The organism is Pseudokineococcus lusitanus, from assembly GCF_003751265.1.
Classification (GTDB): domain Bacteria; phylum Actinomycetota; class Actinomycetes; order Actinomycetales; family Quadrisphaeraceae; genus Pseudokineococcus; species Pseudokineococcus lusitanus.
Genome location: NZ_RJKN01000003.1, coordinates 408,810 through 424,951, shown reverse-complemented (window position 1 = coordinate 424,951; position 16,142 = coordinate 408,810). Strand labels below are relative to the sequence as shown.

The 16,142-nt window shown below is 74.1% G+C and carries 10 protein-coding genes; 9 read left to right on the top strand and 1 reads right to left on the bottom strand.

Annotated elements, in window-relative coordinates; all coding sequences use genetic code 11:
- The first annotated feature begins 33 nt into the window (after nt 1-33).
- The 6 genes from EDC03_RS07840 (at nt 34) to EDC03_RS07815 (ending at nt 6,615) form a co-directional block, all read left to right on the top strand.
- A complete protein-coding gene (locus tag EDC03_RS07840; protein WP_123379616.1) occupies nt 34-957 on the top strand; it encodes an ABC transporter permease in 924 nt (307 codons plus the stop codon).
- Nucleotides 958-1,036: 79 nt separating this feature from the next.
- Nucleotides 1,037-1,993: an ABC transporter permease gene (locus EDC03_RS07835; protein ID WP_422393806.1), complete on the top strand. Its 957-nt coding sequence runs from the start codon at nt 1,037-1,039 to the stop codon at nt 1,991-1,993.
- A complete protein-coding gene (locus EDC03_RS07830) occupies nt 1,990-3,048 on the top strand; it encodes an ABC transporter ATP-binding protein (RefSeq protein WP_123379614.1) in 1,059 nt (352 codons plus the stop codon). Before EDC03_RS07835 ends, EDC03_RS07830 begins: the two co-directional genes overlap by 4 nt.
- Nucleotides 3,041-4,174 carry an ABC transporter ATP-binding protein gene (locus tag EDC03_RS07825; protein ID WP_123379613.1) on the top strand — a complete coding sequence of 378 codons (1,134 nt, stop codon included), beginning with the start codon at nt 3,041-3,043 and terminating at the stop codon, nt 4,172-4,174. The genes EDC03_RS07830 and EDC03_RS07825 overlap by 8 nt, the downstream gene beginning before the upstream one ends.
- A gap of 195 nt (nt 4,175-4,369) precedes the next feature.
- Nucleotides 4,370-6,163: a BCCT family transporter gene (locus EDC03_RS07820; RefSeq protein ID WP_123379612.1), complete on the top strand. Its 1,794-nt coding sequence runs from the start codon at nt 4,370-4,372 to the stop codon at nt 6,161-6,163.
- Complete coding sequence (locus EDC03_RS07815) at nt 6,160-6,615, top strand: (deoxy)nucleoside triphosphate pyrophosphohydrolase (protein WP_123379611.1); 456 nt, start codon at nt 6,160-6,162, stop codon at nt 6,613-6,615. Before EDC03_RS07820 ends, EDC03_RS07815 begins: the two co-directional genes overlap by 4 nt.
- 18 nt (nt 6,616-6,633) lie before the next feature.
- Here the strand turns inward: EDC03_RS07815 and EDC03_RS07810 are convergent, their stop codons facing one another.
- Nucleotides 6,634-8,175 carry an alkaline phosphatase D family protein gene (locus EDC03_RS07810; protein ID WP_199720035.1) on the bottom strand — a complete coding sequence of 514 codons (1,542 nt, stop codon included), beginning with the start codon at nt 8,173-8,175 and terminating at the stop codon, nt 6,634-6,636.
- A 536-nt stretch (nt 8,176-8,711) separates the two neighbouring features.
- Between EDC03_RS07810 and EDC03_RS07805 the strand changes: the two genes are divergently transcribed.
- The 3 genes from EDC03_RS07805 to EDC03_RS07795 all read left to right on the top strand — a co-directional run bounded on the left by EDC03_RS07805 (nt 8,712) and on the right by EDC03_RS07795 (nt 16,134).
- A complete protein-coding gene (locus tag EDC03_RS07805) occupies nt 8,712-9,746 on the top strand; it encodes a multicopper oxidase domain-containing protein (RefSeq protein WP_123379610.1) in 1,035 nt (344 codons plus the stop codon).
- A 203-nt stretch (nt 9,747-9,949) separates the two neighbouring features.
- Nucleotides 9,950-13,843: a ThuA domain-containing protein gene (locus EDC03_RS07800; RefSeq protein WP_123379609.1), complete on the top strand. Its 3,894-nt coding sequence runs from the start codon at nt 9,950-9,952 to the stop codon at nt 13,841-13,843.
- Nucleotides 13,844-13,956: 113 nt separating this feature from the next.
- The gene (locus EDC03_RS07795) at nt 13,957-16,134 is read left to right on the top strand and encodes an OmpL47-type beta-barrel domain-containing protein (protein ID WP_123379608.1); all 2,178 of its coding nucleotides are present in this window, start codon (nt 13,957-13,959) and stop codon (nt 16,132-16,134) included.
- Nucleotides 16,135-16,142: the final 8 nt, after the last annotated feature.

The following is a 16,142-nucleotide window of genomic DNA, read 5'->3' as shown; positions in this document are numbered from 1 at the left end:
CGCCCGCGCCGTCGCCCGACCTGAGGAGGGACCGTGGGCCGCTACGTCGCGCGCCGACTTCTCCTGACCATCCCGGTGCTCATCGGGGCATCGCTGCTCATCTTCGCCATGGTCTACGCGCTCCCCGGCGACCCCGTCCGGGCGCTGGGCGGCGACCGCCCGCTGCCCGAGGCGGTGCAGGCCCAGATCCGCGCCGAGTTCAACCTCGACGACCCCCTGCTCATCCAGTACGGCAAGTACGTCCTCGGCCTCGTGCAGGGCGACTTCGGCACCGACTTCGCCGGTCGTCCGGTGCTCGACACCATCAGCTCTCGCCTGCCGGTGACGGCAACCCTCACCGCGGTGGCCATCGTCTTCGAGATCATCATCGGCATCGCGGCCGGCGTGCTCGCCGGCCTCCGCCGCGGCTCGTTCTTCGACAACCTCGTCCTGGTGACGACGACGCTCGTCGTCTCGATCCCGGTCCTGGTCCTCGGCTTCGTCAGCCAGTACGCCCTCGCGGTCCGGCTCGGGCTCTTCCCCGTGGCGGGCATCACGCAGGGCCTCTACAGCTACCTGCTGCCGGGCTTCATCCTCGCGGCGACGTCGCTGGCCTACGTGGCGCGGCTGACGCGCACGAGCCTGGCCGACAGCCTGCGGGCCGACTACGTCCGGACGGCGCGGGCCAAGGGGCTCGACCGCCGGACGGTCGTCGTGCGCCACACGCTGCGCAACAGCCTCATCCCCGTCGTCACCTTCATCGGGGCCGACATCGGCGGCCTTCTCGGCGGTGCCATCATCACGGAGTCCGTCTTCAACATCCCGGGCCTCGGACGCGCCGTCTTCGACGCGATCTCGCGCCAGGAGGGCGCCGTCGTCGTCGGCATCGTCACGCTGCTCGTCTTCTTCTTCATCTTCTTCAACCTGGTCGTGGACGTCCTCTACGCCGTCCTCGACCCGAGGATCCGCTATGAGTGACACCCAGCGTCCCGGTGGTCCCGCACCCGTCGGCGGCGACGCCGCCGACCAGCAGCAGGCGGACCTGCGTCACGACGCGGTGACGTCCGGCGCCGCGGCCGACGGCCAGCTGCTCGTCGACACCGCCTCGGCCGGCCGCGACGAGAAGCAGACCTCCCTGTGGGGCGACGCCTGGGGCGAGCTGCGGCGCAAGCCGTTCTTCTGGATCGGCGGCGCCCTCGCCGTCTTCTTCCTCCTGATGGCGCTGTTCCCCGCGCTGTTCGCCCGGGGCGCCGACCCGCGCGAGTGCAACCTCAGCTTCTCCGTCGACACCCCGTCGGCGGCGCACTGGTTCGGCTACGACCAGCAGGGCTGCGACTACCTGGCGCAGGTCGTCTACGGCGCGCGCAACAGCCTCCAGATCGGCTTCACCGCCGTCATCGGCCTGCTCGTCGTCGGCGTCGTCGTCGGGGCCGTCGCGGGCTACTTCGGCGGCTGGATCGACTCGCTGCTCGCCCGCATCACCGACGTCTTCTACGCGCTGCCGCTCATCCTCGGCGCGCTGATCCTCCTGCGCGTGGGCCCGACGATCGAGATCGCCGGGGGGCCGGTGCCGATCATCTCGGAGCGCGGCCCGGGAGCCATCTCCGTCGCGCTGGTCATCTTCGGGTGGATGACGGCCATGCGGCTCGTCCGCTCGCAGGTCATCGCCATCAAGAGCTCGGACTACGTCGCCGCGGCGCGGGCGCTCGGTGCCGGGCCGCTGCGCATCCTCGTGCGGCACATCCTCCCGAACGCCGTGGCGCCGGTCATCGTCTACGCGACCATCTCGGTCGGCGCCCTCATCGCCGCCGAGGCCGCGCTGACGTTCCTCGGCGTCGGCCTGCAGCGGCCCAACTACTCGTGGGGCCTCCAGATCAGCGAGGGTCAGAACCTCCTGCGGACGGCGCCCCACCTCGTCCTCATCCCCAGCATCGTGCTGTCGCTCACCGTCATGGCCTTCGTCATGATGGGCGACGCCCTGCGCGACGCGCTCGACCCGAGGCAGCGCTCATGAGCACCCCCGCGTCCACGACGTCCGCCGCCCGCGGCGGCGCGACCGCCGGCACCCCGGTCCTCGAGGTGGAGGACCTGCACGTCGAGTTCCGCTCCCGCGGGCCGGTCGTGCGGGCCGTCCGCGGGGTCAGCTACTCCCTCGCGGCGGGGGAGACCATGGCCATCCTCGGCGAGTCCGGCTGCGGCAAGTCCGTGTCCTCGCAGGCGGTCATGGGGATCCTCGACACCCCGCCGGCCGTCATCTCCGGGAGCATCCGCTTCGAGGGGCGCGACCTCCTCGGCATGAGCGCCGAGGAGCAGCGGCAGGTCCGCGGGCCCGGCATCTCGATGATCTTCCAGGACGCCCTCTCCGCGCTGAACCCCGTGTACTCCGTGGGCTTCCAGATCGGCGAGATGTTCCGGGCCCACCGCGGCACCTCGAAGAAGGAGGCGCGGGAGAAGGCCGTCGAGCTCATGGACCGGGTGCGGATCCCCGCCGCCCGCCAGCGCGTCGACGACTACCCGCACCAGTTCTCCGGGGGCATGCGGCAGCGCGTCATGATCGCCATGGCGCTGGCGCTCGACCCGAAGGTCCTCATCGCCGACGAGCCGACGACGGCGCTCGACGTCACGGTGCAGGCGCAGGTCATGGACCTGCTCAAGGACCTGCAGCGCGACACCGGCATGGGCCTCGTCCTCATCACGCACGACCTCGGCGTCGTCAACGAGGTCGCCGACCGCGTGGCCGTCATGTACGCCGGCCGCGTCGTCGAGACGGGCACGACGGACGAGGTCTTCTCGCGCCCGGCGCACCCCTACACCCGGGGCCTCATGTCCTCGATCCCCATGCTCGAGGACAAGGGCAAGCGGCTGAACCCCATCGTCGGGGCACCGCCGAGCCTGTCGGCCATCCCCTCCGGCTGCTCCTTCCACCCGCGCTGCCCCATGGCGCGGCGGGCGGACGACGCGCGCGGCAGCGCGGGCCGGGACTGCACCGCGGACGACCCGGCGCTGCGCGAGGTCGCGGCCGGCCGGCGGGCCGCGTGCCACTACAGCGAGGAGCTCCTCCATGGCTGACGCAGCAGGGGCGCACCGCGCCGACGACGGCGCCCGCGCGGCCGCCGACGCGGGCCGTCGCGACGGCTCGGGACGCCGCGGCGCCGCCGGGGAGGCCCGGCGGCGGTGGGACGCCAGCGGCGCCCCCGTCCTGGAGATCAAGGGCCTGCAGAAGTACTTCCCGCTCCAGCAGGGCATCGTCTTCAAGAAGACGATCGGCCACGTCCGCGCCGTCGACGGCGTCGACCTCACGGTCGGGCGGGGGGAGACGGTCGGCCTCGTCGGCGAGTCCGGCTGCGGCAAGAGCACCGTCTCGAAGCTCCTCGTGGCGCTCGAGCGCCCCACGGGCGGCGAGATCCTCTACAAGGGCGAGGACGTCGGGCGGATGCGGGGGGCGGCCCTCAAGGCCTACCGCCGCGAGGTCCAGATGATCTTCCAGGACCCGTACTCGTCGCTGAACCCGCGCATGACGGCGGGCGACATCGTGTCCGAGGGGTGGGCGGTGCACCCCGACGTCGCGCCCCGGCAGGGACGCGACCGGCGCATCCGCGAGCTGCTCGACCGGGTCGGGCTCAACGCCGACTTCGCCAACCGCTACCCGCACCAGTTCTCCGGCGGGCAGCGACAGCGCATCGGCATCGCGCGGGCCCTGGCGATGCGCCCCGAGCTCATCGTCTGCGACGAGCCGGTCTCGGCGCTGGACGTCTCGGTGCAGGCGCAGGTCATGAACCTCCTCGAGGACCTGCAGGACGAGCTCGGCCTGTCCTACCTCTTCATCGCCCACGACCTGTCGGTCGTGCGGCACATCTCGCACCGGGTCAACGTCATGTACCTCGGGCGGATCGTCGAGACGGGCACGGACGCCGAGGTGTACGGCCACCCGTCGCACCCGTACACGCAGGCGCTGCTCTCGTCCGTGCCGGTGCACGAGCCGGCGCTGCGCGGCCAGAAGGAGCGCATCCTCCTCACGGGCGACGTGCCCAGCCCCGCCAACCCGCCGTCGGGCTGCCGCTTCCGGACCCGCTGCTGGAAGGCGCAGGACATCTGCGCCGAGCAGGACCCCGAGCTGCGCGACCGCGGGCAGGGCCACCCCTCGGCCTGCCACTTCGCCGAGGACCACCAGGTGGTGCCCGTCGACCTCGGGTGACGGCGCGTGACCGCCGTCGCCGCGAGGTGACGTCCGGTCACGGTCGAGCCACGGTCCTCGCGCGGGGGGCGTCCTGATTGGCCAGGGCGCCCCCCGCGGTGCTACCCAGGTCCGCTGGACCGCGTCGCGCACCGTCGCCGGCGCTCACGACACCGACGCCGCCCCGTCCGGGGCGGCGCACGAGGAGGAGCACCGATGACGAGCACGACGCCCCGGCCGGACGTCGGCGGAGCACCCGCCGACGGCACGCCCACGACCGAGCGGCAGGCGGCCGGCAAGGGCGTCGCGCGTCGCGTCTTCTGGCCCGCCCTCGCGCTGGTCCTCGCCTTCTCCGTCTTCACGCTCGCCGCCCCGGAGACGGCCGGCAGCCTCTTCGCGCGACTGCAGTCCGGCGTCGTCGGCGGCCTCGGCTGGTACTACGTGCTCCTCGTCGCCGTGTTCGTGGGCTTCTCCATCTGGGTCGGCGCCGGGCGCTTCGGCTCGATCAAGCTGGGGCGCGACGACGACGAGCCGGAGTTCGGCCTGCTGTCCTGGTTCGCGATGCTCTTCGCGACGGGCATGGGCATCGGCCTCGTCTTCTGGGGCGTCGCCGAGCCGCTCAACCACTTCGCGTCGCCGCCGCCGGGGACCTCGGGCACCACCGAGCAGCTCGCGCAGCAGGCCCTCACGCAGACCTACCTCCACTGGGGCATCCACGCCTGGGCGATCTACGTCGTCGCGGGCCTCGGCATCGCGTACGCCGTCCACCGCCGCGGGCGGCCCGTCTCGATCCGCTGGGCGCTCGAGCCCCTGCTCGGCAGCCGCGTCCGCGGCCGGCTCGGCGACGTCATCGACGTCGTCGCCATCGTCGGCACGGTCTTCGGCGTCGCCACGTCCCTCGGCCTCGGCGTCCTCCAGATCGGCGCCGGCTTCGAGTTCCTCGGCTGGTCCGACGACGGCGCCAGCCCGTGGCTGCTCGTCCCGCTCATCGTCGTCATCTCGGCGATCGCCATGGGCTCCGTCCTCTCCGGGCTGGAGAAGGGCATCAAGTGGCTGTCGAGCGGCAACATGGTGCTCGCCGCCGTCGTCCTCGTGGCCGTCCTCGTGGCCGGCCCCACCCTCTTCCTCCTGCGCGACTTCGTGCAGTCCATCGGCGCCTACCTCCAGGACGTCGTCCGGCTCACCTTCAACGTGTCCGCCTTCCAGGGCGCCGCGGGCGAGGAGTGGCAGGCCTCCTGGACCACGTACTACTGGGGCTGGTGGATGTCCTGGGCGCCCTTCGTCGGCGTCTTCATCGCCCGCATCTCCAAGGGCCGCACCGTCCGCGAGTTCGTCGCGGGCGTGCTGCTCGTGCCGACCACGGTGACCTTCCTCTGGTTCTCCGTCCTCGGCGGGTCGGCCCTCTACGCGGAGATCTTCGGCGACGGCGGGTACGTGGGCGCCGACGGCTCGGTCGACACCGAGAGCACCCTCTTCACGCTCCTCGAGAGCATCCCCGGCGGCGCCCTGTGGGCCGTCGTCGGCCTCCTGCTCATCGCCGTCTTCTTCGTGACGTCGTCCGACTCGGGCTCGCTCGTCATGACGATGCTCGCGACCGGCGGCGACCCCGAGCCGCCTCGCTGGCACCGCGCGCTGTGGGCGTCCACGTCCGGCCTCGTGGCGATCGGCCTGCTCCTCACCGGCGGGCTCGAGGCGCTGCAGACCGGGGCCATCCTCACGGCCCTGCCCTTCAGCCTCGTGATGATCGGCATCCTCGTGGCGCTCGTCCGCGCCTTCCGGTGGGAGCACCAGAAGCGCCAGCGCATCCTGCGTCGGGTCGAGCGGCGAGAGACGGCCGAGGAGCTGCACGAGAGCCTCACGGGCAGCGTCACCGAGGCCGTCATCGACGAGCTCGGCGGCGCGACCCCGGTGGGCCGGGACGACGGCGACGCCGCGCGGGCCGCTGACCGCGCCGCCGGGACCTCGGGCGCCCCCGCCGAGAGCGCCACGACCGGGCGGCACCTGCGATGAGCGGCGGCCCCGCCGGCCGTGCCGGCGGGGCCGCGCCGGCCCGTCTCGTCGTCGCGGCTGCCCTCGTCGACGACCTCGCCGCGCCGACGACGCTGCTCGCCGCCCGCCGCAGCGCACCGTCCGCCCTCGCGGGCGGCTGGGAGCTGCCCGGCGGGAAGGTCGAGCCGGGGGAGGAGCCGCTCGCCGCCCTGCACCGCGAGCTGGCCGAGGAGCTCGGCGTCCGCGTTCGGGTGGGGGAGCGGTTGCGCTCCGCCGAGCCCGACGGGGACTGGCCGCTGACGCCCGCGCTGCGGATGCGCGTGTGGGTGGCGCAGGTCGTGGACGGGACGCCGACGGCGCTCGCGGACCACGACGCGCTGCGCGTGCTCGCCGCCGCCGGGCGGCACGACGTCGCGTGGCTGCCGGGCGACGTCGCCCCGGTCGAGGCCCTGGCGCGCGCCGCGGGCTGGTGAGCGGGCCGGGGCCGTCGCTCAGGCCCGCTCCAGCCGGTGGCGCCCCCGCTCGGTGACGAAGCGGGCGACGACCCGGCCCTCCGCGCGGTCGTCCGCCTCGACGTACGGGACGACGACGAAGGACGACGTCGTCTCCCGCGGCGTGACGTCCAGCCGCACGTAGCCGCGCCGGCCGTCCCAGAACCGGGCGTAGGGGGCGGCCATCCACGGCACCCGGGGGCCGTCGTCGACGCCCCCGTCGCGTCCCGAGGCGATCGACGAGGTCACGAGCTCCACGGCGGCGGGCGGCGACGTGGGGTCGTCCGGGTCGGAGGGCACCTCCGCCGCGTGGTGGCGGTGGATGTCGCCGGACACGAGGACGGGGTCGGCGGACCGGGCGAGGTGGCGCAGCAGCCGACGCCGCGCGACGGGGTAGCCGTCCCACTGGTCGGTCTCCCGGGGCGAGACGGGGCGGACCACGACGCTGCTGGCGACGACGTCCCACGCCGCCGACGACGACCGCAGCGACTGGTGGAACCACGCCTCCTGCCGCCGTCCCAGCACCGACCGCGACGGGTCGGCCAGCTCGGCGGGCGTCGTGGCGGCAGGGGCGCGGTGCTGCCGCGTGTCGAGCACGACGAGGCGGGCCAGCCGGCCCCAGTCGGTGCGTCCCTGCACCGTCCCGCGCGGACCCACGGGGAGGGCGGACGGCGGCAGGGGCAGGTGCTCGTAGTGGGCCCGGTAGGCCGCCGCGCGCCGCAGGAGGAAGGCGTCCGCGGGGACGCCCGCGGCCGAGCGGTCGCCGGCGTAGTCGTCCTGCACCTCGTGGTCGTCCCAGGTGACGAGCCAGGGGGCCGAGGCGTGGGCCGCCCGCAGGTGGGGGTCGCTCTTGTACAGCCCGTACCGCAGCCGGTACTGCGCCAGCGTCGCCGCCTCGGCCGCGTGCTCGGGCCCCAGCGGCGCGGCCCCCCGGCGGGCGACGTCGGCGTCGCGCAGCCCGCGCTCGTAGACGTAGTCGCCGAGGAAGACGACGAGGTCGACGTCGGCGGCGGCGAGGTGCCGGTGGGCGCTGTAGTGCCCCGCCGCCCAGGACTGGCAGGAGGCCGTCGCCAGCACCAGCCGCGCGGGCGTGGTGCCCGGCGCCGGGGCCGTGCGGGTGCGCCCCACCGGGCTCGTCTGCGTGCCGACCCGGAAGCGGTAGAAGTACCGCCGCCCCGGCTGCAGCCCGCGGACCTGCGGGTGGACCGCGTGGGCCAGCTCGGGCAGCGCGACGACGGTCCCGCGGAGCACGACCCGGCGGAAGAGCTCGTCGTCGGCCACCTCCCACTGCACGGCGGTGGGCTGCTGCGGCATGCCGCCGAGCCCGTCGGCCGCGAGCGGCTCGGGCGCCAGCCGCGTCCACAGCACGACGCCCTCCGGCGTGGGGGCGCCGGAGGCGACGCCGAGGGCGAAGGCGCCGTCGGGCGCCCGCGTCGCCCCGAGCGCACGCTCCGGCGCCGCGATGCCGAGGGCGAGCGCCCCGGCGGACACCCCGGCGAGCTGCAGCAGGGTCCGACGGTCCAGCCCGCGTCCGTCCGGCACGACGACCTCCTCCGCCGGCGGCCCCACGGCCGACCGGCCGAGCCCATCGTGCGCGACGACGTCGCCCCTGGCGAGGGTCGGTCGGCGTCGGTCCGGGAGGGCCCGGCGTGGATCGTCGACCGGGTGGACCCCTGGTCCACCCGGTCGACTCGGTGACTTTTCACACACTGTTGACAGAAGTTCCCCAGCCGGATGAGATGTCCGCATCACCCCGGGATGACCTGCGGGTGGGTGACCGTCGGGGACGGTCGGTGAGCGCACGGCGCCGTGCGCACCGACGGGTCCTCGGGGTCCGACCAGACCACCGGACCAGACCAGCCGACACACCTCGCCGACGGAGCCACCGCCGGCCGGGTGCGGACGGGACGACCGGAGCCGTGCGACGGAGCGCGACCCCCCGAGACAGGCACCCGACCGGCCGCCCCCGCGGCCGACCCGCGCACCACCACCGCACCGAGGCCGCAGCGCGGTCCGGTGACCTCGCGCTGCCCCGGACCCTCGGCGGTGGCCGACCGAGCAGGGAGACCCAGGTAGACATGAACGACTCGACCACCCCCCGAGGGACGCGCCCGGCGCTGTCCCGCCGCGCGGTCGTCGCCGGCGTCGCCGGGGGCGCCGTCGCCGTCGCCTCGCCGGTGACCGCGGCCGTCCTGGGCCGGGGGACCGCCACGAGCGCGCGCGCCGCCGCCGGCTCCACCCGGCGCATCCGGATGTTCGCCGAGCGCATGGCCGACGGCCAGGTGGGCTACGGCCTCGTCCAGGGGCAGCCGACCATCCCCGGGCCGCTCCTGGAGATGTGGGAGGGCGACACCCTCGAGATCGAGCTCGTCAACACCACCGACGAGCGGCTGTCCATCCACCCGCACGGCGTCAACTACGACGTCGACTCCGACGGCAGCCCCTTCAACGACTCCTTCAACGAGCCGGGCGAGACCCGCACGTACGTGTGGAAGACGCAGGCGCCGTACCGCGACCGCGGCATCTGGATGCCGGGCAGCGCGGGCTACTGGCACTACCACGACCACGCCTACCAGGGAGACCACGGGACGGCCGGCGTGCGCGCCGGCCTCTACGGCGCGCTCGTCGTGCGCCGGGTCGGCGACGTCGTCCCGGACAAGACCTTCACCGTCTTCTTCACCGACGTGTCCATCAACAACAAGTTCGCGCCGGACACCCCGATGTTCGAGGCCCGCCTCGGCGAGCGCGTCGAGTTCGTCTGCGTCGGCCACGGCGACTCCTTCCACACCTTCCACCTCCACGCGCACCGGTGGGCCCTCAACCGGACCGGTCTCATCACCGGCCGGGACGACGCCACGCAGGTGGTCGACAACCGCGACCTCAACCCGGGCGACAGCTTCGGCTTCCAGGTCGTCGCCGGCGCCGGCGTCGGCCCGGGCGCGTGGATGTACCACTGCCACGTCCAGTTCCACTCGGACGGCGGGATGTCCGGCGTCTTCCTCGTCCGCAACGCCGACGGGTCGATGCCCCCCGGCGCGCAGGCGTCCCTCGACCGGTTCGCCGAGCACCACGCCGGCGGCCACGCCGGGCACGCCGCGCACGCCGCCGGCTGACCGGCCCCCGCACCCCGCCCCGCCCGCCCGGGCCACCAGCCCGGGCGGGCGCGGGCCTCCCCGCCCGACCAGCCCTGCACGCCCGACGAAGGAGCCGACACGTGCGACCACACCCATCGCCCACCACCGCCGCGGGACGGAGGCGACGCGACCGGCTGCGCCCCCTGGCGCTGACCGTCGCGGGCGCCTCGCTCGTCGTCGGCATGTCCGCCGTGCCGACCATGGCCCGGCCGCTCGTGGCGCCCCTGCAGGCGACGGCGGCGGCCGCCGCGGCGGACGACGTCCGCGTCCTCGCCTTCCACGGCGCCCCCGACGCTCAGGACGACCCCGTCCTCGCGGCCACGCGCGCCGTCGCCGAGCTCGGTGCCCAGAACGGCTTCACGGTCGAGACGTCCTCGGACCCGGCCGTCTTCACGGACGACGTCCTCGACGAGTACCGGGGCGTCGTCTTCCTGTCCGCCGAGGGGGCCGACCTCTCCGGCGCCCAGGAGGCCGCGCTGCAGGCCTACGTCCAGGACGGCGGCGGCTTCCTCGGCGTCCGCGACGCCGCGCGCGCCCAGGAGACGTCGCAGTGGTTCACGGGCCTCGTCGGCACGCGCATCGCCGGCGCCCGCCCCGTCCCCGCGGAGATCACCTCCGTCACCGCGACGGCGGAGAACGCGCCCAACGAGGTCGCGGCCAACCTGGCCGACGGCGACCCGGGCACCAAGTGGCTCGCCTTCGAGCCGACGGCGACGCTGACGATGCAGCTCGCCGAGCCGCTCGTGCTCGCGCAGTACTCGCTCACCTCCGCCAACGACTCGGCCGAGCGCGACCCGCGGAACTGGACCCTGCAGGGCAGCAACGACGGCCAGACGTGGGTCGACGTCGACAGCCGCACGGACCAGACCTTCCCGGAGCGCTTCCAGGTCAGGGACTTCGAGATCGCCGAGCCGGGCGAGGCGTACACGTCCTACCGGCTCGTCGTCTCGGCCAACGGCAGCGGCGGCCTCACCCAGCTCGCCGAGATCGAGCTCTTCGACGGCGAGTCCGTGACGCCCGTCGAGGACGAGGTCCCGCTGACGCGCGGCACGGTCGACGTCGTCGACCGCCAGCACCCGTCCACCGAGGACCTGCCCCTGTCGATCACCCGCGAGGACCGCTGGCTCGACTGGTCGACCAACCCGACCGGCGAGGTCCACACGGTCGCGCAGCTGCGCCCGACGGCGGACGCGCCGGCGACGGAGAGCCCCTTCCAGCCCGTGTCGTGGTGCCGCGACTACGACGGCGGCCGCTCCTTCTTCACCGGCATGGGCGGCACGCCCGCGAGCTGGTCCGAGGCGGGCTTCCGCGAGCACCTGCTGGGCGCCCTGCAGTGGACGACCGGCATGGTCCGGGGCGACTGCCAGGCGACCATCGCCGCCAACTACACGACCGAGCGGCTGACGGCGCAGAACGCCCCCGGGCAGCTCGACCAGATCGGCGAGCCGCACGGCCTCACCATGGCCCCCGACGGCACCGCGTTCTACGTCGGCAAGGCCGCCTGCCCGAGCGGCCCCGTCGTCTCCTGGGACGACCCGGACGTCGGCCTCGGCTGCGGCACCATCCACGAGTGGGACCCGGAGACGGGTGACGTCACGCTGCTGACGACCCTCGAGGTCATGGGCAACCGCGGCAGCGGCAGCGAGCTCGTGAAGAACGAGGAGGGGCTCCTCGGCATCGTGCCGGACCCCGACTTCGCCGAGAACAACTTCCTCTACGTCTACTGGATGCCGCACGAGTCGGTGGACACCGAGCGGCGCGTCGGCATGCGCACCGTCTCGCGCTTCACCTACGACCCGTCGGGCCCGAGCATCGACCAGTCCTCGCGGGTCGACCTGCTGGAGTGGGAGACCCAGGTCCACAGCTGCTGCCACGCCGGCGGCGGCATGGCCTTCGACGACGACGGCAACCTCTACGTCGGCTCCGGCGACAGCAACTCCTCCGGCGGCTCGCAGGGCTACTCGGGCAACAACTGGGAGCAGGAGTTCGCGGGCATCAGCTTCCAGGACGCCCGTCGCACCTCCGGCAACACCAACGACCTCAACGGCAAGATCCTGCGGATCCACCCCGAGGACGACGGCTCCTACACGATCCCCGACGGCAACCTCTTCAGCGAGGCCCGCGACGCGGACGACAAGACCCGCCCCGAGATCTACGTCATGGGCGTGCGCAACATCTCGCGCCTGCAGATCGACGCGGACACCGACTGGCTGACCGCCGCGTGGGTCGGCCCCGACGCCGGCCTGCCGGACCCGGAGCTCGGCCCGGCCAAGTACGAGACGGCCACGATCCTCACGAGCGCCGGCAACCAGGGGTGGCCCTTCTGCATGGGCAACCGCCAGCCGTACCGCGACCGCAGCAACACCGACGCGGACGTCCTCACCGGCTGGTACGACTGCGACGACCTGCAGAACACCTCGCCGCGCAACACCGGCCTCGTGGACATCCCGGACGCCCGGGACAACATGATCTGGTACTCGCCCAGCGGTGGCGGGCCCGTCTTCCCCGAGCGCGAGGACGGCAGCGGCATCCCGACCTACGAGGACGAGGACGCCACCTACACGCTGCCGTGGCTGCGCGGCGGCGGCCAGGCCGTCATGTCCGGCCCCACCTTCCGCCAGTCCCAGGTGGACCCCGACAGCGACGTGGCGTGGCCCTCGTACTGGGAGGGCAAGTGGTTCATCGGTGACCAGTCCAACGCGAACAACCGCGTGGCCGTGACCGTCGACCCGCGCAAGGTGCCGACCCAGGGCGCCCCGGCCTTCGCCGAGGACCTGCGCCAGATCGTCCGCGGCGGCGGTGGCGACACCGGCCTCCAGAGCTGGATGGACGCCAAGTTCGGCCCCGACGGCGCGCTGTACCTGCTCGACTACGCCGGCGGCTTCTTCAGCCTCGACCCGAACCAGAAGCTCCTGCGGGTCACCTACGACGGCGGCCCGGCCACCCCGGCGCCGGCGGCGACGGCGGCCAACGTCCAGGGCACCCCGCTCGAGGTCGCCTTCACCGGCGCCCGCTCCGGCGGCGTCTCCTACCGCTGGGACTTCGGCGACGGCACCTCGTCGACCGAGGCGAACCCCCGTCACACCTACGCCCGGGTCGCCGACCACACGGCGACGCTGACGGTCACCTACGCCGACGGCGAGAAGGCCACGACGACCGTGCCGGTCAGCATCTCCTGCACGGTGCCGGACGACCGCGAGACGGTCTTCTCCGGCGACGTCGACTCCGGCGTGGCCAACGACGACCTCGGCGGCTGCACGGTGAACGACCTCATCCTCGACGACAGCGAGTGGGGCTCCCACCAGGAGTACCTGCGCCACGTCCGGGCCGTGACGCGTCAGCTCCGCGAGGACGGCGTCCTCACCGGCAAGGAGGTCACCGCGGTCGTCAACGCGGCGGCCCGCTCCCAGATCGGCGTGCGGGCCGGCGGCTACCGGACCATCTTCGACGGGACCGCCGAGTCCCTCCGCGGGTGGACCCAGGCGCCGGGCGGACGCTTCGTCCTCCAGCCCGACGGCTCCCTGCGCTCGCAGGGCGGCCTGGGCATGCTCTGGTACCACGCCGAGCAGCTGGGCGACTTCTCGATGACGCTGAAGTTCCGGGACGTCTCGGCGCCCGGGGCGTACGCCAACACCGGCGTCTTCACCCGCTTCCCGGACCCCGAGCAGCCGCTCGAGGAGCGGGAGGAGTGCGGCCGCCAGGGCGCGGCCGTCGACTCCCCGGCGTGGGTGGCCATCTACTGCGGCCACGAGATCCAGATCTACGACGGCCCCACGGGCGAGCCGCAGAAGACGGGGTCGGTCTACAACTTCGACCCCGTCGGCCTGGCCGCGGCCCGTCCGACGCCCAAGGGCGAGTGGAACACCTACGAGATCCGCGTCGTCGGGCAGCAGTACACGATCGTCCGCAACGGCGTGGTGATCAACGAGTTCGACGCGTCGCCGGGCAAGCAGTCCTCCCGCGCCGGCGACCCGCCCACGGACCTGCGGCAGTTCGCCGAGGGCTTCGTCGGCCTGCAGAACCACGGGACGGGTGACCTCGTGGAGTTCCGCGAGGTCCGGGTGCGCGACCTCTGACGCCCCCGCCGGGGCCCCGGGCGACGCCACCGCGCGTCGCCCGGGGCCCCGGCCCCCGCCCTGCCCGACCGCCCCTCCGCCCGACCGCGACGACGCGCCAGGAGTGCTGAGCCATGCGAGCCCCCGTCCCACCGGCCCTGCGCCGGACACCGTCCCCCGCCCCCTCCCGCCCTGGCCCCGGCCGCTACCTGGCCGTCGCGCTCGCCGCGCTGCTGGCCCTGTGGCTCGTGCCCGGGCCCGCCGTGGGCGCCCCCGCGCGCGCGGCCGACGTCGCCGCGGCGGCCGACCAGGTCCTCACGTGGACCGGCGACAACAGCGTCACCAAGTACAAGACGGCGCCGGCCACGGCCACGGCCGGCGCGGCGACCATCGTGTTCGAGAACAGCCGGGCGACGGGCAACACCATCGCCATGAGCCACACGCTGACCTTCGACACGAGCACGCCGGGCTACAACCACGACGTCACCGTCGACATCCTCGCCAACCCCCTGGACGCCCAGGGCGGCCGCCACGAGGTCGAGGTCACCCTCACGCCGGGCACCTACCGCTACTTCTGCGCCATCCCGGGCCACGGCTCCATGGTCGGCGAGCTCGTCGTCACCGGCGGCGGCGGCGGCGAGGAGGACACCACCGCCCCGACCGTGACCGCGGAGGTCACCGGCGAGACGGACGCCGACGGCGCCTACCTGGGCTCCGCGTCGGTCGCGCTCACCGCCGAGGACACCGGCTCCGGCGTCGCGTCCGTCGAGTACGCGCTCGACGGCGGCGAGTACCAGGCCTACTCCGGCCCGGTCGTCGTCGACGAGGTCGGCGAGCACACGATGACGTACCGCGCGACGGACGTCGCCGGGAACGTCTCCGAGGTCGGCACGACCACCTTCACCGTGGTCGAGGCCCCCGTCGGCGAGGACACCACCCCGCCGACCGTGACCGCCGAGGTCACCGGCCAGCAGGACGGCGCCGGCGCCTACGTCGGCTCCGCCACCGTCACCCTCACCGCGACCGACGAGGGGTCGGGCGTCGCCGTCATCGAGTACTCCCTCGACGGCGGACCCTTCACCCCGTACGAGGAGGCCCTCGTCGTCTCCTCGCCCGGGTCCCACACCGTCGCCTACCGCGCCACCGACGGAGCCGGGAACACCTCCGCCGCCGGCGAGGTCACCGTCGTCGTCGCCGAGCCCACGGGCGAGGACACCGTCGCCCCGACGGTCTCCGCCGAGGTCGCGGGCGAGCAGGACGCCGAGGGCTCCTACGTCGGCGCCGCCACGGTGAGCCTCACGGCCGAGGACGCCGGCTCCGGCGTCGCGTCCGTCGAGTACGCCCTCGACGGCGGCGAGTACCAGGCCTACACCGAGGCCGTCGTCGTCGACGAGGTCGGCCAGCACACGATGGTCTTCCGCGCCACGGACGAGGCGGGCAACGTCTCGGAGGAGGGCTCGGTCACGTTCACCGTCGTCGCCGGCGGCGAGCAGGACACCACCGCGCCCGTCGTCCTCGCCGAGGTGCTGGGCGACCGCGACGCGCGCGGCGCCTACGTCGGCGCCGCCTCCGTCACGCTCACGGGCGTCGACGAGGGCCCGGGCGAGGTCACCGTCGAGTACTCGCTGCACGCCGGCCACTGGATGGTCTACGACGGCCCGGTCGTCGTCACCGAGCTCGGCGCCACGACGCTGCGCTACCGCGGCACGGACGCCGCCGGCAACGTCTCCGAGGAGGGCTCGGTGACGTTCTCCGTCGTCGCCGACGGCCCCGAGGACACGGTGGCGCCCACGGTGACCGCCACGGTCGTCGGCTCCAAGGACCGGGCCGGCCGCCACATGGGCCGCGCCACGGTGTCGCTCCAGGCGACCGACACCGGCTCCGGCGTCCTGTCCGTCGAGTACAGCGTCGACGGCGGCGCGTGGCAGCCGTACGTGGCCCCCGTCGTCGTCGTGGCGCCGGGCAACCACACGTTCGCCCACCGGGCGACGGACCGGAAGGGCAACGTCTCCGCCGCCGGCTCGGTGACCTTCGCGGTCATGGAGCTGCGGCGCGACATGTGCCCGTCCTCCGACACCCGCCCGACGGTGGTCATCGGTGGTCACGACAGCACGGTCGTCAACGTCGACCGGGGCGACGGCTGCACGGTCAACGACCTCGTCGCCGAGGGCGCCCGGTACGCCAGCTACCAGGCCTTCCAGCGCCACGTCCGGACGGTGACGACCGACCTCGTCGCCTCGCGCACCATCACGCGCGCCGAGAAGCAGCGGATCGTCGCCGCGGCGCAGATGTCGGACGTCGGCCGCAGCTGACGCCCTCC